Below are 17,555 nucleotides of genomic sequence, written 5' to 3'. Positions count from 1 at the left end.
GTGATGTTAGCCTCCCTTATCTGCCCTTATTTCACAATGTGCGTGCCTGCCTGATTGTTGACCGCATCTTTTAAGCTCTCCGGGTTCGTGATGATGACTCGGGACCCGCTTTTTTCTAAAAAGCTCAGGCTCGCCTCGATCTTCGGCAGCATGCTGCCTTTGGCGAAGTGATCCTCTGCGATATACTGCTTGGTTTCTTCGATGCTGATTTGCTCCAGCGCCTTTTGGTTAGGCTTCCCGAAGTTGATGCAAACGCGGGGAACACCCGTGGTGATGATCAGCGTCTCCGCCTGGATTTGCTCTGCCAAAAGGCTTGTCGCAAAGTCTTTGTCGATGACAGCATCGATCCCGTCGTACGCATTGTCGCCTGTCTTCACGACTGGGATGCCCCCGCCGCCTGCTGCAATCACCACATAACCAGAGTCGATCAGAGATTTGATGGCATCCTTCTCGATGATATCGATCGGACGTGGGGAAGGAACTACTCGACGATAGCCGCGTCCGGAATCCTCCACCATCACCCAGTCAGGATGCTCCGCTTTCATCGCTTCCGACTGCTCCAAGGTAAAGAAGGAACCGACGGGCTTCGTAGGATTTTGGAAGTTCGGGTCATCGATGCTGACTTCCACCTGGGTAATCACGCTCGCTACTTTCTGCTTCATGCCGCGCTTCGCAAATTCGTTCGTCAACGCTTGCTGAATCTGGTAGCCGATCCCGCCCTGTGTTTCTGCCACGCAGTTCACCAGCGGAATGGTGGGCATCCCTGTGATTTCGTTCGCAATCTCGCAACGGCGCATCGCGAATCCTACTTGCGGGCCATTGCCATGCGTTACCACTACCTTATAGCCTTCCTCGATCATATCGGCAATATGGGACACCGTTTCTTTCACGGCTTCATATTGATCCTGGATGGAGTCACGTCCATTTTCCTTTACGAGTGCGTTGCCTCCGATTGCAACAATAACAAGTTCTCCCATCTGTATACCCCTTTTTCTGATGATATGGTCTCTACGCTTCACTGGGCAGAAACGCTTAGTTGGATTTGTTCAAGCGATAGCAAAGTGTATAGAGCACGAAGGAAAGAATCAGCCCACTGAAAAAGGCGAATTGATTGAGCGTAGCCAACAGAGGAACATTCGTGAAGAAAGCACCGGACATGGGAAGGATGAAGCTGATCACCATGACCACGCAGGCAACCAGGTTGTAGCCATTCGCATATCTCCCGTTATCTCCTGGCTTCACGTAGATCGTGGACAAATCCAGCTTTCGTTTGCGTTCCATGTAGTAGCTCGATAGCATAATCCCGGCAATCGGTCCGTACATGGAGCCGATAAAGCTGTAAAACAGGTACAGGGTCGTCGTGCTCGAAACGAGCTTCCACGGCAGAATCAACGTGCCGAGTACGGCTGTCCAGATCCCCGCGGACTTGACCGTAAACCACTTAGGCATAAGCGCTGTCATCTGCAGTCCAGCTGGCAGCAGGTTGCCAAAAACTACAAAGCCTGTAGCCCCTACATTCAAGGCCAAAATCAGGACGATGACGGAAAACGGATTTTCGATTTTCCCGATGGCATCCACGATGTTGAAAATCGGCTGTCCAAACGCGATTTCCGTGCCGACGATCAAGCCAATGCACGTGATCGCGAACAGGACGTAGGAGACGATCATTCCAAACGGCAAACCGAAAATCGCTGCCCGCGGTGTTTTCGCACGCTGTGTCAGGTCGGAGATGTTGACGATGGGACCTGCCCAGTTGGAGACCAGTGCGCTCACGCATGCGATGAACACGAGACCGTTTTCCATTGGTTTAGCTGGCACGTAGTCCATAATCGGCCCTACCCCACCTGCAATCCAAATCGCCCAGATCGCTGCGCCGATGATGAAGATGTAGACGACAGGAGACGAGTACTTGCTAAACACACTCAGGATGTTCATTCCGCCTAAAAACAGCAGGACGGTTACTACCCACAAAACCATGTACGAGAGCATGGTCGGAAAGTCCAAGCCAAACAAGTCAAAGCCTGCTCCCCAGGACATGTACCCCGGAAAGACTTTGGCAAAGATCACATTCAACGATTGCGCCCCTACGACTGTCGTCGCTCCAAAGAAGACGACCCCCGCGATCAGACCGCGGCACAGCGCTGGAATGACGGACCCTTTCACCCCAAACGAATCACGCAGCAGCATGGCAAACGGAATCCCGTACTTTGCGGCTGAGTAGCCGTTCAGCACATAGCCAGCGGAAACGATGACAGCGGACAGCATCACCGCCCAAAACACTTGGGGAACGCTCAAACCGAGTGCAAAGAAACCTGCGACCGTCATGTACGACATGATGTTGTGAACAGCGCCCATCCAAACCGTTATATAGGAAAAGATACCCCAATCGCGCTCTGCAGAGGATTTCGGCAAAATATCTTCGGAATAGCCATAGGATTTCCACTGCTCTCTCGATGCTTCTTCACTTGATGATTGCCAATCTAGTTGTGCCATGTTCCATTCTCCTTCATCAAGCCTTCTCTACACGTGACTCTCGCATTTGACGCGAGAGCCTCGTGTGCCAGAATAGGGCTTGTTAGCTGATACGCTCGCTCAAAGTCAGGAGTGCTTTTTCAAAAGCCTCAACCGGCGGGTACGTGATACCCGCACCGATCATGCCGATGCCTGCTTCTTTGTGGGCAATCGCCGTATTGATGATCGGCAAAATACCGGTTTGCACCACGTTGCGAATGTCGATGCCCGTTGCGACCCCTTGGAAGTTCAGGATCGGGATCGTCACATTTGGATTTTCCGCGGTTGTAATCTCTTTCATTTTGGTGGAGAAGCCGATCGCTTCTTCTACCGTTCCGCCTACCAGTGCCACGATTGCAGGAGCTGCTGCCATCGCAAAGCCGCCGATGCCATACGTTTCCGTAATCGCGCTGTCACCGATATCCAGTCCGGAATCTTCCGGCTTGTAGCCTGCAAACATCGGGCCAATTACCTTTTGCGCTGGACCTGTGAACCAGGTGTTGCCTGGCATGCCACTGACGCGGATCCCGAATTCTACGCCGTTGCGAGCCATCGTCGTTACGATGGTGCTGTATTCGATGCCGTGTGCCGCATCGAGGGCGCATTTGCACATGGCCATCCACGTCGGACCGGAGAAATAATCGCTGCTCGCCACGAAATCAAAGACTTCGCGTTTTTGCTCTTTCGTAAAATCTGTTTCCAGAATGTACGGAGTCAACGCTTGGATCAACAGGCTCGTACCCGCATTGTTGCGGTTGTGGCACTCGTCGCCCATGTGCAGCGCTTGTGCGAGCAAGAGGCGCAAATCGATTTCGCCCGCGATTTTCATAGCATCGCGCAGCATCGGACCGAGCACATCGCGCATCCAGTTCAGGCGGGTAATGACACTTTCGTCATTTGCACCCATTCGGAGAATTTTGGACATTTGCTCGCTCAGGTTTGTGTATGCTACGTTGCCATACGTCTTGTTCTTCACTACATGCATGAACATCGATGCGGAAGTGACACCTGCCATGGAGCCTACGCAGTTGTGCTCGTGGCATGGAGCGAAGGTGATCGCGCCGGACGCTGCTACTTTTTCCGCTTCCTCGATGTCCTTTGCCAAGCCTTCGAATACGAGCGCACCTGTTACGGCACCCTTCATCGCTCCGTTCATGTTTTCCCATGCAATCGGAGGTCCTGCATGCAGGATCGTCGTCTTCGTCATGCCTGGAACCACGTTGATCGCTTGGTCAAAGCCCACCAGCATCGGCTGGGACTGGATGATCCGTTCGACAGCCAGCTTGTTTGCCGCCTCGATTTTCGCTGCCAGCTCGGCGTTTTCCAGTCGGTCCAGTGCAGCGATCAGCTCCGGCTTTCCTCCGCCTGGCGGTTTCCACTCCAGATGGGTCGCGTTTGCCTGCTGTTTGATGATGTCATCTTTAAAAAATTCGATCCCTACGTTGATCGCATGAATTTTATTTGAAAACAGCTCGTTGATTTTGCTCATGGTTAAGCCCCTTTCGTTACGAATTCTCTAGCCAAAAGACCCGCGTTTGTGCTGCTGCTCGCGATCGTTACACCTGCTGCCATCAGCTTGTTCACTTGATCCTCAAACTTCGGAGAATCCAGATCGGTTCCCATTACATAGCCGAGAATTTCCAGGTGACGTCCTTCTTTTTCAGCCAGCTGCTTCGCTTCGAGGATCGCTGGCAGCATGACACCTACTGGATCTTCGTTGGAGCCAAAGCCCAGGATGAAGTCCATCAGGATGACACCAACAGAAGGGTCCTTCGCTTCCTGCAGGAATCTGGCAATACGAGAGGATGGATCGATCATCGGATGCGGTTTGCCATTCGTAAAGTCATCATCGCCCATATCCAGGAAGGTGTGCGCCTTGCTCTCATGCAGGTTTTTCAGCTTGTATTCCGGGTTCTTCTGAATGTTGCTGTATACGTCTTCAAACGTTTCCATCGCGATATACATCGCCTCATCGCACAAGGTACCGCCGCAGAACAGCCCGCGCACGTATTTTTGCTCAGGCGTCAGCTTGGCGCGTACTTCCTCAATCAGCGGCCAGTTCAAAGCGCGCTTGTTGATTTCGTCTTCGTTGGCACCTGCCAATACGACGGCTTTGAGAGCGGCTTCCTTCGAGGTTTTCGCGAAATGCGCGCCTGCGGCAACGACCGCTTCTTCTTTTCCTCCGATGAAGTACACCACGACTGGCTTTTTGCACTCTTTCACTTGTGCCAGTACTTTTTCTTCCACGCTTGGCGCTGGCGGCTTCGAAATCAGCACGATGACTTTTGTCGCTTCATCCTCGTCCAACGCTTTGATTCCATCCAGCATCATGATGCCGCCTACTTGCTCGCTCAGATCGCGACCACCTGTACCGATGAGTTGGGTAATCCCGCCGCCAAAGTCATGAATGCGTACGCTCACCTCTTGGCTGCCTGTTCCGGAAGCGGCTACGATCCCGATGTTCCCTTTGCGAACGGCATTTCCGAAGCACAGGGCTACGTTTCCGATAATCGCAGTACCGCAGTCCGGTCCCATCATCAAGAGGCCCTTCTCGTGCGCGTATTGCTTCAACGAAATTTCTTCCTCGATGCTGACGTTGTCGCTAAACAGCATGACGTGCAAATCGTTTTCCAATGCCTTGCGCGCTTCTCTCGCAGCAAACGCACCGTTCACGGAGATGATCGCAAGGTTGGCTTCCGGGATGCTTTTCGCTGCCGAGTCGATGGTTGCGTACTTGATCTCGCTCGCGCCTTTGGTTTCACCTTTTTTGGCAAACAGCTCTTCGATGCCAGCGAAAGCGTCGTCGCATAGCTCGTCTGTCTCTGCTTTCACAACGATCATCAGATCACTGCTTTTCGCCTCTTCGATTTCTGGTGTCAAAAGTCCGACGTTGCGCAGAACTTCCTTGTTCATTTCCGTACCCATCGCGATAACCGCTTGTTCCACACCTGGAAGCTGGTTCGCTTTTGTCGACAGGGACATCAGCGACACGGAATCAAAATAGGTGTTCTTCTTGATCACGACTTTGATAGACATACGTTACCTCCCGTTTCTAATTGGAGCATGAGTCCGCTGACCAGCCCCATCGTCAGATCTGTACCCGACGACGAACCGATGCTGAGCACTTTGTCCAAAGAGCGAATGACGTCTTCGACCGTTCCCTCGATGGCGGCTTGGAGCAGACTTACGATCGATTCTCTTACGTGGCCGACCGCTGCTTTTTTGATCATCATGTAACTGATTTCGTTCGTTCGCTGGCATGTTTCGCGGGCAAGCTTTTCGAAAAATGGGTATGGCAAACAGCACGGAGCGTTCGGCAGATGATAGACGCTAAACAATCCCGCAAGATAATCGTCTCCTGATGGCGTCAATCCAGGTCCGAGCCCTACGAGCCCAATCGCGAGCTCGCATGCCTCGGACCACCTGCCAAGAGCCAGCGACTGATACAGCTGACTCGTTCGCGCACCCAAGAGCGACGAGACTTCTGCTTCAAAAGCATTGGCTGGTGATAACGCTTTTTTCAAACCGCCCGGCTTTCCATGAGCGGCTACGTACTCCTTTATGACAGCTACATTTGCCCGCAGCCTCTGATCCTTTTCCGGATAAACCGGGAGCCTGCATTCCCATTGCCTTGCCTGCTGCCAGGTTAGTGCCAGTGCCTGACCGATGAACAACGCACCGTCTCTCACAAACACAGGGTCGTCCACCGCTATTCCCAGATTTTGAAAGCGCTTTCGATCTGTCACTAGCGTATTTGGCCCGTTATCCAGCTCCACACAGGCGATCGTGAACAGCTCTGCCTTCTCTCTGCAATGCAGGTTGATCGTCCTGTCAAAAAGGCTGTGAACAGACCCGCTAAACACTCCGCTTCTGATTCGCTTCAGAAAACCGGCGTCACCTGACAGCACGTGAGCTTGTATCACGCTCGTTTAGCACGCTCCGGCATCGAGCAGGATTTGTTCGATTTCCTTGTAGCCTTTTTGTCTGGCAAGTGCGAGCGGTGTGACGCCGTATTTGTCCACCATGTTCACGTTTACGCCGTGTTCGATGAGCAGCTTGATGATGGTCTGCTGTCTTTCGCCACCGTCATTTAAAATGATCGCTTCGATGAGCGGTGTCCAACCGACAAAATTGGTATGGTTCACATTGATGTCTGTGGTGGTGAGCAGCTCACGCACGATTTCCACATGACCTTTTTCGCAAGCAGGTGTAATCCCTACGCCGCCGAAGCGAGTCAACAGCTCGAGGTTCGCACCTGCTTTGACCATCAGCTTCACGAGCTCCAATTTGCCGTTGATGCAGCCGTACAGGAACGGATTGAAGCAGGTTTCATCCTGCAGATCAATATCTGCCCCAGCCTCGATCAAGTACTCGACTGCGCTGTAGTGATCGTTCATCGCCGCCAGCAAAATTGCGGTTCTTTTCTGCTTGTTTCGCGCATTGATATCGACGCCTTGCGCTACGTAATTTTGGAGTGCTGCGATATCGCCCTCGCTCGCTGCTGCGAGGAACGATTGTACGAGTTGGTTATCCGCCATGTTGTACCTCCTGCTATCCTAGTCAGCCTATCCAAAAGAACAGATTGCACAATCAAATCCCTATGATATAGTTGACTGGTATAAAACGCCGCCTACCTTAGACAGACGGGTGAAATAGCGGGTATGAAACCCCTGCAGCCTTATTGTAGACAGGATCCACTCTGTCGTCATTGTGTATCGAAACTAAAAAAGAATCGGCTTCGTTGTGCACAATGCACAATTCTCATTCCTAGCAGCCTACTTGGAAAGGAGTGCCACCACGTGCTCACGATCAAAGACCTGCTTCAGATCAAATCGATAGACGGCATGCGCATCATCGCCGGAGAGCAAGGCATCAACAACGTCGTCTCGATCGTCAACATCATGGAAAACCCGGACGCTTTTGACTGGCTTACTCCCAATGAGCTGCTTTTGTCGACCGGTTATATTTTCAAAGATAACGAGGAGCTGCAAAACCGGATCATCAAGGAGCTGGCTGAAATCAACTGTTCTGGCTTGTGCATCAAGATGCATCGCTACTTCGATGAAATCCCGCAAAACATGATCGATCTGGCGAATCAATACGGACTACCGCTGTTGACCCTACCGTTCGAGTACACCTTGTCCAAAGTGATCGCGATCATCAACGAAAAGGCGTCGGGAAGGTACGACCTGCTCAACCGCAAGTCGCTCGACATGCATAACTCGCTGTTCCGCATCGCATTGGAAGGCGGCGGCATCGACCGGATCTCTGCCGAGCTGTCAGACAACATCAACAACCCGATCCTCTTTCTCGACCGGGACTGGAACCTGCTGCACTACACGGAGGTCAAGGACAATCCCATCCCGCTCGCTTCCTGCCTGCATCTGGTACGAAATCGCCCTGTCTTCACCAAAGAGTTCACGGATACGATTCCCCGCAACATCAGCCAGATCAAGAAATCGGTGAAACGGATCTATCATTCCAAAGGCCGGGAAATCAAATGCCGCATCCTGCCGGTCGCAGTCGCCAACTACATTTACGGCTATATCATCGTATGGCAAACGATGCGGGAGCTGACCGAGTTTGACTACATCGTTCTGGAGCAGTCCTCCACCATCCTGGCTCTGGAGAGAATTCGCGCGCGGGAGATCGAGGAGGTCAAGCTGACGATCCGGCAGGACTTTTTTGATGATCTGCTCACGGGCAAGCTGACCTCGATCGATTCGATCCAGCCGCTGTGCGATCTGCACGGGATCAACGCGAACTACATGTACTACTGCATGGTCATTACGATAGAGCCTGACGTGCTGGGCAGTCTCGAAGACATGGTCGTCCGAAAATACGAGCAGGACCTGATCGCGAAAAAATGCGTCGACCTCGTTTATGAGCATGCCAGCTCTGCCAACGGGGAAATCATGTGCTTTTACCGCAACAACCGGGTCATCGTGCTGGTTGGGCAAAACGAGTACAGACCCACCATTACGATCAGTGAAGCCAAACAGTTTGCCGATGAGCTGTACGCGACGCTGCTGGCCAAGGTCAAGAAAACGACCTTTTCTGTCGGGATTGGCCGTCAGTACAAGACCATCACCTCTTTGCACAAAAGCTTTTCCGAAGCCCACGAAGCCATCCGGCTCATGCACAAATTTGATGGGAAGGGTGCCGTCTCGCACTTTGAGGACTATTCGATCTATCACTTTCTCGAATCGAATATCAAGGCAAGCGAGCTGGAGGATTTCTTTATAAAACGACTGGGGAAAGTCCATGAGCACGATCTTGGATTTGGCACCAGCTTCATGACGACGCTGGAGAGCTATTTTTCTCATAATCAGAACGTGAGCGAAGCAGCGAAAGCCCTGTTCATCCATCGCAATACGTTCATTTATCGAATCGACAAAATCAAGGAGATTCTCGGCACGGACCTCAAGCACTCCGAGGAGCTGCTGCAGATCCAGCTCGCTCTGAAAATCTACAAGCTGCTGCAAAAGGAATAGAAAAAGCCCCTCCTACGCATGCGCGGCTGACACGAAGAAGCGTGCAGAGCGTTGCGGGAGGGGCTGTTTTTCTGTCGTACTGGACGGTTTAGTTGTGAATGTATTTTTCAAAGACTTTGCCGAAGTCTTTCACGACGTATTTCTCTTGCGTGTCCTTCAGCCAGTCAAAGGTGTACTGATTCAGCGTCTGAAACTGCGTCGCGATATCAGCGGAAAGCTTCATGGCGCTGCTGATTGTGCTTTGGGCCACGTGGAGGCTTTCCTGCGCGTGCTGCATGGCCACTTCGTTTTCATGCGTCATCGAGGATATTTTGATCAGTGCCTTATACAAATCCTTGAGCGCTTCCAAATGCTTTTTGTTCACATCGATCGAGTAGTGCTCCGCCCCCATCGTGAACTTGATCTCCACATCCAAATCTACCGTGCCCGCCGTTTCCAGCGAGACGTCCGTAATTTTATGCGTGTGGTAGGAAAAACGGCGCAGCGTGCGCTTTTTGCTCGTTGCGCTCGTCCCATCGAGATGAATGAGCGCCAGGTTGGTAAAGCAGTACTCATCCGATTTGGACTTGATCAGGAAGTAAATCTTCTCGTTATCCTCGTGCATGACGTAGTCGTCGGAGTCCACCTTGTCGTAATCGGACGGCTTCACGACCACCCCAACATCGCTTAATCCCAAAACATCCGCTGCCAGCTTGCCAAACATCGTTCATCTCCCCCTTTTTCTGGGCATATTGACCTCACAACCAGTAGTCCGCTAGGCGGTGTGCCTGGTTGTACGATTCTAGTATAATGCAATTACATCCGAATATTCTTACAATATTTCATGCGTGGAGAAAGGCTATTTTCCAAGGAGGAGAGGACTCATGAAGACCGGCTACGATCCTTTTTTTCTCAATGAAAAGCACCCGATTCCACTGCCATTGCCACAAGGCCGTGTCGCTGCCGAAGCGCTTAATGACGGAGCTGTTTTCGACTTCACGCATTTTTCCATCGTCATGAACCAGCGCACGCGCTTCGCTATTTTTTCTGCTGCCTGCGTCGATATCTTGCGGGCTACCCCTGTTACCCGGGACAATTCCTCCTGGCATTTTGACGAGCGGATCGGAGAGGAAAACCAGGTCGGCCCCGAATATTACGCGCGAAACGATTATGACAAAGGCCATCTGACCCGCCGCAGAGACATCTGCTGGGGAGAGCGCCGGGAAGCAGAGCAGGCCAACTACGACTCGTTCTGCTACGCCAACATCGCACTGCAGCATCATCACTTCAACACTGGAATCTGGAACTGCCTGGAGGACTGGGTCATCCAGCGGCTGCAAGCGGCAAAGCGGCTGGTCATCCTTACCGGGCCGATTCACAAGGACGACGATGAGGAGTATTGTGGCGAAGGTGGTGATCCAGAATCGCCCATAGCGGCGCATCCTGGATGCGCCGTTCATGTTCCCTTTGGCTTTTGGAAAAGTGTCCTGTACGTCAATGAAGAACACCAGATCTCGTGCCTCTCCTTTCTCATCCGACAAAGTTCCGAGCGCTCCACAGATCGCTGTGAGTATCAACGTCTAGTGACCTACCAAGTGCCGCTCGAGACCATCGCCAAAGAGACGAGCCTGCGCTTTGACGCCAGTCTCTATTTGCGCAACCCACTCTTTTGGGAGCCTCGTCTCGTATCGTCAGAAGGAAAGCAGGAAGTGAACGAGCTGATTCCCATTTACCAGCCGTCCGACATCAGGTGGAGAACGCCTACTCCTTGATTCGATACCAATACGGATAGATCTCCTGATACCCCAGTTTTTCATAGAGCCGCAGAGCAGGTGTGTTATCCACCACGACCTGCAAATAGGAGTGCTTGGCCCCACGCTCAATCCCCCACTGCAAAACATTCAATACCAGCTGCTCACCGTATCCGCGCTTGCGATGGCTTGGGGCCGTCACGATGTCATAAAGTCCGATGTGCTCTCGTTCCAGCACGCCAATGCCGCAGGCGACAACCTCCCCTTCTGCATACAGGAGGGCATAGCAGCAGGCGGGTATGATCTTTCGGAGCGTCTGAGTCATGGTCTGCTTCTCCCTCTCGTCCTTTTCCGAGAGGCGGCAAAACACATCTACCCATTCATCCGCACATTCCTCGTAGATCTGGACCGTATGCATGGACGGTGCTGCCATTGCGGCAAGTGAGACCATTTGAACACTGGTATCCGCAAACAGTTTATATCCCCGCTCCTCCAAGAGGGCATCCAATTTGGACGGCTGGGAATACGGCGTCATTTTGAAGATCGTGGGCAGCTTTTTGCTTCCGTAGTGCCGTTCACACGCCGCGATTTTTTGCTCCAGATCACCCGCCGGAGGATAGAGCGGATAGACAGAGTTCGCCCGTTTGGTATACCCGTCTGCAAAGCGAAGCAGCCAGCCGTCGTCTACCATCGTCTCCAGAGCAGGCCAAGCATTGATGGACAGTTCCTCGACATTCACATGCATCGTGATCAGCTCCTTTTGAATTTAATAATAATTCATTTCATTGTATAAATATACATTCTGTCTCTAAAAAATCCCCTTTCCTTTTCAACAAGGGCAGGGGATTTTTTCCTTGTCCTTCTATCAATTCCTGTAGTATTTCTTCTGGCTACCCTCTTCTCGTACCTGAAGGTCGCCGCTTGTCAGCAAATATTGCAAGCAGGCATTCGTTTCGCCCAAATCAATCCACTGTTGAAACAGGCTGCGATCCGCCGGAAATATAGCGAGCGAAATTTCGTAGGCGGTTCGTCCTCCTGCCGCGAGCTCGCGCACAGCATCCAGACGTGACCGGTAATAGTCGATTACCTCTGCAATCCGCTCCTGCGCATCATAAAAGATCGGTCCATGCCCAGGGAGTACGGCGGCAATTTCCATGGCTTGCATCTTCGACAGCGTAGCCAGATAGGTCTGCAAAGGATTCGAATCTCCGTAGCCGTGGTAGGAAATATACGGCATCGTCTCCCGCGTCAGGTGATCGCCAGAGATGAGCAGTTTCTTTTGCTCGTTGTAAAAACAGATATGTCCAGGCGTATGTCCGGGCAAGTGGATCGCCTCAAACGCAAGCTCTCCCAGCTGAAAGCGGTCGCCGGCGTTCAATGGCTGCAAGTCAGCCGGATAGGGCGAAGCAGGGCGGACGAACGCCGCAGCATTTTCTTGCAGCTGAAGGACACTCTCTTGCGGCAGCCCCGCTGATAGGTAATACGCCTGGAACGTCTCGGGCGTCCAGCCATAGAGGGACAGCTCGCGGTCGATTTCGTTCAGGTGAACGGGTGCCCCTGTCCATTCCTGAAGCAAACCGGAAAATCCGAAATGATCGCCATGCTGATGCGTCAAAACGATGCTTTCGATATCCTTTGTCGGGTCAATTCCATGCTTGGCAAAGACTTCTTCCCACGTTTTCCGTGTAGCCTCCCATTTCAGCCCCGTGTCCACAATGACCCATTTTCCTTCTCTTTTTGCCAGATAACAGTGTACGTTATCGTTCCAGTAAGGCAGTGGGATCGTCACCTGAATCATACCGTATTCCTCCATGGTTTTCTTCCCCCTTCTATTTCGTTCCATTATCCTTGAGTCTGTCTATTTTCATGATAACGTGAGATCGCGCACAATTGAAATCTCTCGTATACTAATAGGAAAAGAATGCGCGGAAAAGAGGAAAATCGTGAGCAAAACAACTGAACGAATCGATGGGAGAAATCTGCGTTCGCTCCAGACTCGTCATAAATTGCTGGAAGCCGCTCAAGCTGTTTTCATTGAAAATGGATACCAGAGGGCAACGATCACCCAAATCATCAAGAAAGCAAAGACCGGATATGGTACAGCCTATGTCCACTTTTCGGGAAAAGACGACTTGCTGATTGTTTTGATGGATGACATCATGAACCGGTTCTACGAGATTGCCGAAATGAGCTATGAGCCGTCCACCAAGCAAGAGGCGATCTCGATGATTACGACGCAAGCCAGCCTGTTTTTGGAAAATGCGATCGAGCAAAAAGCGATCTTGCAAGTATTTGTCGAGGCCATTCGCTTTTCAGACAAAGCCCATCAAAAGTGGGACGAAATCCGGGAAAAATTCGTAGCGAGAATCGCGAGTGACGTAGCCTACGCACAGGCAAAAGGCCTCGCTCGTACGGATGTAGATCGCGATTTGATTGCCCGCAACTGGTTTTCCCTCAACGAGACACAGCTATGGGACCTTGTGAACGGCAAAAACAAGCACGCTGTTCAAGAAATCGTTCGAAACATGACTATCCTGTACACGAGCGGACTGTATCCTTCGTAATCCCCCTCCTGCTGGCATGCAGGTTCCGGAACAACCGCTCATTTTGTTTGTGTCTATCCCTTGTGAACAAACTTTTTCGCAGCCGTTTCTGTACGGCCATGACGGTTGACGTTTTTCTTCTTCCAGATCCAGTATGCAATCACGAGGAAGATCAACCACGGTATGCCAAATTGCAGCATCATTTTAAATGGCGTAAACCAAGTAGTCACGATCAGGCTGAGCAGCAGAACCCCTCCCAGTATGGTCAAATAGGGGAAGCCGATCATTTTCACCGGCAGTTTGCGCCCGCCGTTTTTCTCCCATTGCTTGCGGAAGAACAGGTGCGAGACAAAGATCATCAGCCAGGTAAAAATAGAGCCGAACATGGAGATTCCCATCATGAAAGCGTAGGAGGAATCAGGCAAGACGGCATTCACGCCTGCTGCGACAAAAATACCGAGTGTGGAAATAACGAGCGCCCATGTAGGGATGCCCTTTTTGCTCACTTTTCCCAGGACGGCAGGAGCCTGTTTTTCCAAAGACAGCGAGTACATCAAACGAGTAGATGCGTACAGCTGGCTGTTCATCGCAGAGAGGGCCGCGGTTAAAATGATAAAGTTCATGATTCCGGAGGCGCCCGGTATGTTCAAAATCTCCATGACTTTGACAAACGGACTCTTGTCTACTCCCGCCGTTTGCCATGGAACGATCAACAGCATGATCCCCATCGTGAGCACATAAAAAGAGGAAAGACGGAAAACAGTGGCCTTGAGCGCTTTTGGCACAGCAACATCTGGCTCTTTGGCTTCGCCGGCTGTCACGGCAATCTGCTCTGTGCCTAGAAAGCTAAATAAGGAAATAAAGACGGCCACCCATATTCCCCACCAGCCAAATGGCATGAACTGTCCAGAATTCGCGAAATTTTCGAAACCAGCTTTCGATTCCTCAGGCCCACCTACCAAGATGTACGCCCCTAAAAGAATGAACAAGACAATGGCACTTACTTTAATCATGGAGAACCAATATTCAAACGTAGCAAAAGTGTGGACATTGGTCGAATTGACGTAAATCAGCACAACGGCAAAAAACAAAATCCATACAATTCCTGGCACATTCGGGAACCAGTAATTCATATAAACAGCAATCGCGCTGACTTCCACCCCAACTGCCAGCACATTGGACATCCAGTAGGAATAGCGCACGATAAAGCCAGCCCAAGGACTTATGTATTTTTCGGCGATCGTACCAAACGCACCTGAGGTCGGATGGGCCACGGTCATTTCCGCCAAACAGCCCATTAATAGCAAAACAATAATAGCGCCCAGTCCATAGCTGATCAAAACTCCTGGCCCTGCTGTCCCGATCGCAAGGCCACTTCCTAGAAACAGGCCCGTACCGATCGCACAGCCCATCGCCATCATGGTGAGCTGCCCCGTTTTCAACTCGCGCTTTAATCCTGATTCCCGATTGAGATTCTCCATATGTCATCTCCCTAACTAGCAATATTCAACCCCGCTGTAAGCCCTTTCAATAATCCGCTCAAGTGATTGGCGCCACATCTCCTCCGATCATTTTTACTATGGCGAATTTTCTTTCAAGTCTTGCCAGATAAATGCCCCTACTGGAAATGTGACATTATATCAATAATATACTGACAAGTTGACATCGTGTCAATATTTCCAAAACAAGCCGTTTTCTCATCAAAAAAACCAGTCAATTCCCGCCCCCTTCGAGCGAGTTTTCACTGGTTTTGCTTCGGCTTATCCTCTGTTTTGATTCAGTATCCCCAAATATTCCTTCCAGGGCCCAACATCTGCCCTATACCTCTGTGCCATCACCCTCACGATTTGAGCGATATGCGTCAAATCATGGACCGCCCACGTCGAGATCAGCTCTCTTACTTTTACCACGCCAAATGCCGGATGAAATCCTGTTTTCTCCAGGTCCGACTCAGCCACGACAAGGCTCCCTAGCCTCATGATGTTCTGTTCCCTTATCTCTTGAAACGCAAGCAGCAATTGTTCAAGCGACTTTGCAGCAGCCTCTTCCTTCATGTGCGCGAAACGATCAAACGGTGGAAATGGCTTGCTTTCCCCCTCTTGCAGGATGAATTCCAGTCTGGGGATCCAGTTCGTTTTTTCGCCCTCGATGAGATGCTCAATGACCTGTACGGGATTCCAGGTTCCCTCGCCTTCATGGGACCCGAGCCACCCGTCCGATAGCCCCGATAGGAATTGCTTCAATGTCTGTGGCGTCCGCTCCAGAATCTCGATCGCTTCCTGCCGATTAAAATTCATGAATCCGCTCCCCCTCCCGAAAATTTCAGCCCCTTACACAGATGACAGCATCAGGCTGACCCTGACCGTATTAGAGTGATTTTACCACACGGACCATTTCCTGGGCGGCCGCTAAAAATTAGAAAACTTGGCCCCGCCAGGTTTGTGGCGGAGCCTTAGTTGCACTTATACTGGCTAAGAATTATATAAATTCTTACTGTATAAAAATAGGTCCATGCAAGATGGACCTAACGCGAACACTTTACTTGTACAAGATATCGTCTCGTAGTGCGCCTACTTTTGTCAAAGCCTCGTCGATATCTCCCGCTCCGACTCCGAAATGCTCAAGCGCTGCCTGCAAATGGTTTACGATCGCGTCAAAATGCTCCGGCTGCAGGTTCATCCCTGCATGGACCTTTGCCATGGACTGACCGGTATACTGATTGGGACCGCCTAACGCATAGCTGATGAACTTGGTTTGGTGCCTCCGCTGCTTTTCCATATCGGTGTCCTTGAAAAATTGGTTCACGGTTTCATCTGCCAATATCAGATCGTAAAAGTAATCAACGACCTTGGCAATCGTTTCTTCACCGCCATATTTGTCATAAAAAGTTGCCATCGTTTCCCTCCAGCATGTAGAAGTTTCCTTTTAGCTATTCCCTAATCTAGGAATCTCCATTACATGTTTTTAGGCTGGCAGTGCTGCCATTCCCTTTTTACGAATATCGAATGAGATAGGATGATTCCCTGCTGGTATTTACTGAAACTTCGCATAATTTTTGTTGAAATCATGGATGGCAGCCACATAAAGCGTCTCCTGATCCGCCAAATCCTGTTCTGCCTGAAGCGCTTCGTTTAGAGAAATTCCTCCCTGTCGATACTGCTTCACTTTCTCCTCGTAGTAGTTCGTAGCAAGATCCATGCCCTTTCTGCTCACTTGAACAAGCTGTTTGCCATCTTCGTAGCGCTGAAAAGCCGCGTACAGTTCAAATAGCGCAGAGCGTACCGTTGTCTCCAGTGCTATCTCGGCTTTTTCAAGATTGTTTCTTGCCATTTTTCCCGGGAAGGTAGAAAGGGCTGAGTATTGGCTGATCATCGAAACACCCAACTGGGCTATCTGCATTTCTTCCTTTCGCTGCTGGACGGCAAATTTATGGATTTTCGTTGACTCGATGGCATCCTCGATTTTCACAGGAAGCTCTGGTGCCACTCCCTCCTCCTCGGAAAAACGCCACTCTTTATCAGCCGCTACACCGAGAAATTCGTTCTGCTTGATTTTTTCCGCTTCCCAGTTGAGCTGGGCAAAAGCTAGCTCAGCCTGCGCTCCATTCGCTCGCACCTCGGCTTGCAATCGATCACTAGCCAACCGTTTTGGACCTGTGCTGGCGCTCGCACTCTGGACTAGCTCCAGCGTTCGTTGGAATCGGTGTTTCTTCCATTCCCGCGCTTTATACGCATTCAGCAGATCGTAATAGGAGAGAATGGCACGGTACCGGACATCGGCATCCAAGGCTTGCGCATAGATGCTCGTTATTCGGGTGTTCATTTCACTTTGGGCTTTCGTGACATATTTTTGCTGGGCAAGCTGCAGCGAATCAATCTCTTCGGCCGGGATGCCCCGCAGCTGCCCGAGGGTCAGACGCCCATTGATGCCAGCATTCTCCGCATCCAGCTTGGCGGTTGCCACCTCTTGATTTGCATGCTGTACATACATAATGGCTTTTTCCATCGTTAACAGCTCTGCCTCTGCAACTGCCTGCTCTTCCGTAGCATACGCGTACCCGGTGGATACTGCTGATATCCCTGCAAATAACAAGGGGAAAAAAGCTAACGAAAAAACAAGCTGCTTCTTTTTCTTTTTCATACCCTAGACCCTCCCTTATCCTCTTTTTCTCAGAAGTACGACAAAAAGCACGGATAGACAAACCTTTTACACGGAACACTCCCCCTTTCATCCTTCTAAAAGCCTCTATAACCGATGATTTTAGTGAAACATACTCC

Annotated in this window: 16 protein-coding genes; 3 read left to right on the top strand and 13 right to left on the bottom strand. The window is 51.0% G+C overall.

What is annotated here, in order from left to right; translation table 11 throughout:
* Positions 1-26: 26 nt before the first annotated feature.
* The 6 genes from arcC to EDM59_RS23560 form a co-directional block, all read right to left on the bottom strand.
* Positions 27-977 carry a carbamate kinase gene (arcC, locus tag EDM59_RS23585; protein WP_122925857.1) on the bottom strand — a complete coding sequence of 317 codons (951 nt, stop codon included), beginning with the start codon at positions 975-977 and terminating at the stop codon, positions 27-29.
* 55 nt (positions 978-1,032) lie between these two features.
* Positions 1,033-2,493 (bottom strand): cytosine permease, encoded by a 1,461-nt coding sequence (locus tag EDM59_RS23580; RefSeq protein ID WP_122925856.1) that lies wholly within the window; start codon positions 2,491-2,493, stop codon positions 1,033-1,035.
* 82 nt (positions 2,494-2,575) lie between these two features.
* Positions 2,576-4,000, bottom strand: a complete 1,425-nt coding sequence (locus EDM59_RS23575) for a YlbE family protein (RefSeq protein ID WP_122925855.1) — start codon at positions 3,998-4,000, stop codon at positions 2,576-2,578.
* A 2-nt stretch (positions 4,001-4,002) separates the two neighbouring features.
* Positions 4,003-5,547: an acyl-CoA synthetase FdrA gene (gene fdrA, locus EDM59_RS23570; RefSeq protein WP_122925854.1), complete on the bottom strand. Its 1,545-nt coding sequence runs from the start codon at positions 5,545-5,547 to the stop codon at positions 4,003-4,005.
* Positions 5,529-6,434, bottom strand: coding sequence for an oxamate carbamoyltransferase subunit AllH family protein (locus EDM59_RS23565; protein ID WP_246011207.1), 906 nt, complete (start codon positions 6,432-6,434; stop codon positions 5,529-5,531). Before EDM59_RS23565 ends, fdrA begins: the two co-directional genes overlap by 19 nt.
* Positions 6,435-6,440: 6 nt before the next feature.
* Positions 6,441-7,049: an ankyrin repeat domain-containing protein gene (locus EDM59_RS23560; RefSeq protein ID WP_122925853.1), complete on the bottom strand. Its 609-nt coding sequence runs from the start codon at positions 7,047-7,049 to the stop codon at positions 6,441-6,443.
* A gap of 261 nt (positions 7,050-7,310) precedes the next feature.
* Between EDM59_RS23560 and EDM59_RS23555 the strand changes: the two genes are divergently transcribed.
* Positions 7,311-9,005 (top strand): PucR family transcriptional regulator, encoded by a 1,695-nt coding sequence (locus tag EDM59_RS23555; protein ID WP_122925852.1) that lies wholly within the window; start codon positions 7,311-7,313, stop codon positions 9,003-9,005.
* 88 nt (positions 9,006-9,093) lie between these two features.
* Here the strand turns inward: EDM59_RS23555 and EDM59_RS23550 are convergent, their stop codons facing one another.
* Positions 9,094-9,708, bottom strand: a complete 615-nt coding sequence (locus EDM59_RS23550; RefSeq protein WP_122925851.1) for a PH domain-containing protein — start codon at positions 9,706-9,708, stop codon at positions 9,094-9,096.
* Positions 9,709-9,868: 160 nt separating this feature from the next.
* On the opposite strand from EDM59_RS23550, the gene EDM59_RS23545 reads away from it, so the two are divergent.
* Positions 9,869-10,756, top strand: a complete 888-nt coding sequence (locus EDM59_RS23545) for a DNA/RNA non-specific endonuclease (RefSeq protein WP_122925850.1) — start codon at positions 9,869-9,871, stop codon at positions 10,754-10,756.
* Here EDM59_RS23545 and EDM59_RS23540 read toward each other — a convergent pair.
* Positions 10,746-11,480 (bottom strand): GNAT family N-acetyltransferase, encoded by a 735-nt coding sequence (locus EDM59_RS23540; RefSeq protein ID WP_122925849.1) that lies wholly within the window; start codon positions 11,478-11,480, stop codon positions 10,746-10,748. The two genes, EDM59_RS23545 and EDM59_RS23540, sit on opposite strands and share 11 nt — an antisense overlap.
* A gap of 120 nt (positions 11,481-11,600) precedes the next feature.
* Complete coding sequence (locus EDM59_RS23535) at positions 11,601-12,548, bottom strand: MBL fold metallo-hydrolase (RefSeq protein WP_183193018.1); 948 nt, start codon at positions 12,546-12,548, stop codon at positions 11,601-11,603.
* A 130-nt stretch (positions 12,549-12,678) separates the two neighbouring features.
* On the opposite strand from EDM59_RS23535, the gene EDM59_RS23530 reads away from it, so the two are divergent.
* Positions 12,679-13,299, top strand: a complete 621-nt coding sequence (locus EDM59_RS23530; protein WP_246011206.1) for a TetR/AcrR family transcriptional regulator — start codon at positions 12,679-12,681, stop codon at positions 13,297-13,299.
* 53 nt (positions 13,300-13,352) lie between these two features.
* On the opposite strand, the gene EDM59_RS23525 is transcribed toward EDM59_RS23530, so the two are convergent.
* The 4 genes from EDM59_RS23525 to EDM59_RS23510 all read right to left on the bottom strand — a co-directional run bounded on the left by EDM59_RS23525 (position 13,353) and on the right by EDM59_RS23510 (position 17,418).
* Complete coding sequence (locus tag EDM59_RS23525; RefSeq protein WP_122925846.1) at positions 13,353-14,759, bottom strand: amino acid permease; 1,407 nt, start codon at positions 14,757-14,759, stop codon at positions 13,353-13,355.
* A gap of 279 nt (positions 14,760-15,038) precedes the next feature.
* A complete protein-coding gene (locus tag EDM59_RS23520; protein ID WP_122925845.1) occupies positions 15,039-15,575 on the bottom strand; it encodes a DinB family protein in 537 nt (178 codons plus the stop codon).
* A 241-nt stretch (positions 15,576-15,816) separates the two neighbouring features.
* Positions 15,817-16,173 (bottom strand): group I truncated hemoglobin, encoded by a 357-nt coding sequence (locus tag EDM59_RS23515; RefSeq protein WP_122925844.1) that lies wholly within the window; start codon positions 16,171-16,173, stop codon positions 15,817-15,819.
* Positions 16,174-16,311: 138 nt separating this feature from the next.
* Positions 16,312-17,418, bottom strand: coding sequence for a TolC family protein (locus EDM59_RS23510; protein WP_122925843.1), 1,107 nt, complete (start codon positions 17,416-17,418; stop codon positions 16,312-16,314).
* Positions 17,419-17,555 lie beyond the last annotated feature (137 nt).

Origin of the sequence: Brevibacillus nitrificans, from assembly GCF_003710965.1 — a bacterium.
Classification (GTDB): domain Bacteria; phylum Bacillota; class Bacilli; order Brevibacillales; family Brevibacillaceae; genus Brevibacillus; species Brevibacillus centrosporus.
The sequence above is the reverse complement of the archived record's forward strand: the minus strand, read 5'-3'. Positions and strand labels throughout refer to the sequence as shown.

Bases quoted from the DNA above. Each gene is read 5' to 3' on its own strand.
- EDM59_RS23545 (WP_122925850.1), top strand. From the start codon at position 9,869: ATGAAGACCGGCTACGATCCTTTTTTTCTCAATGAAAAGCACCCGATT.
- EDM59_RS23580 (WP_122925856.1), bottom strand. From the start codon at position 2,493: ATGGCACAACTAGATTGGCAATCATCAAGTGAAGAAGCATCGAGAGAG.
- EDM59_RS23540 (WP_122925849.1), bottom strand. From the start codon at position 11,480: ATGCATGTGAATGTCGAGGAACTGTCCATCAATGCTTGGCCTGCTCTG.
- EDM59_RS23510 (WP_122925843.1), bottom strand. From the start codon at position 17,418: ATGAAAAAGAAAAAGAAGCAGCTTGTTTTTTCGTTAGCTTTTTTCCCC.
- EDM59_RS23560 (WP_122925853.1), bottom strand. From the start codon at position 7,049: ATGGCGGATAACCAACTCGTACAATCGTTCCTCGCAGCAGCGAGCGAG.
- EDM59_RS23535 (WP_183193018.1), bottom strand. From the start codon at position 12,548: ATGGAGGAATACGGTATGATTCAGGTGACGATCCCACTGCCTTACTGG.
- EDM59_RS23575 (WP_122925855.1), bottom strand. From the start codon at position 4,000: ATGAGCAAAATCAACGAGCTGTTTTCAAATAAAATTCATGCGATCAAC.
- EDM59_RS23525 (WP_122925846.1), bottom strand. From the start codon at position 14,759: ATGGAGAATCTCAATCGGGAATCAGGATTAAAGCGCGAGTTGAAAACG.
- fdrA (WP_122925854.1), bottom strand. From the start codon at position 5,547: ATGTCTATCAAAGTCGTGATCAAGAAGAACACCTATTTTGATTCCGTG.
- arcC (WP_122925857.1), bottom strand. From the start codon at position 977: ATGGGAGAACTTGTTATTGTTGCAATCGGAGGCAACGCACTCGTAAAG.
- EDM59_RS23550 (WP_122925851.1), bottom strand. From the start codon at position 9,708: ATGTTTGGCAAGCTGGCAGCGGATGTTTTGGGATTAAGCGATGTTGGG.
- EDM59_RS23520 (WP_122925845.1), bottom strand. From the start codon at position 15,575: ATGAATTTTAATCGGCAGGAAGCGATCGAGATTCTGGAGCGGACGCCA.
- EDM59_RS23515 (WP_122925844.1), bottom strand. From the start codon at position 16,173: ATGGCAACTTTTTATGACAAATATGGCGGTGAAGAAACGATTGCCAAG.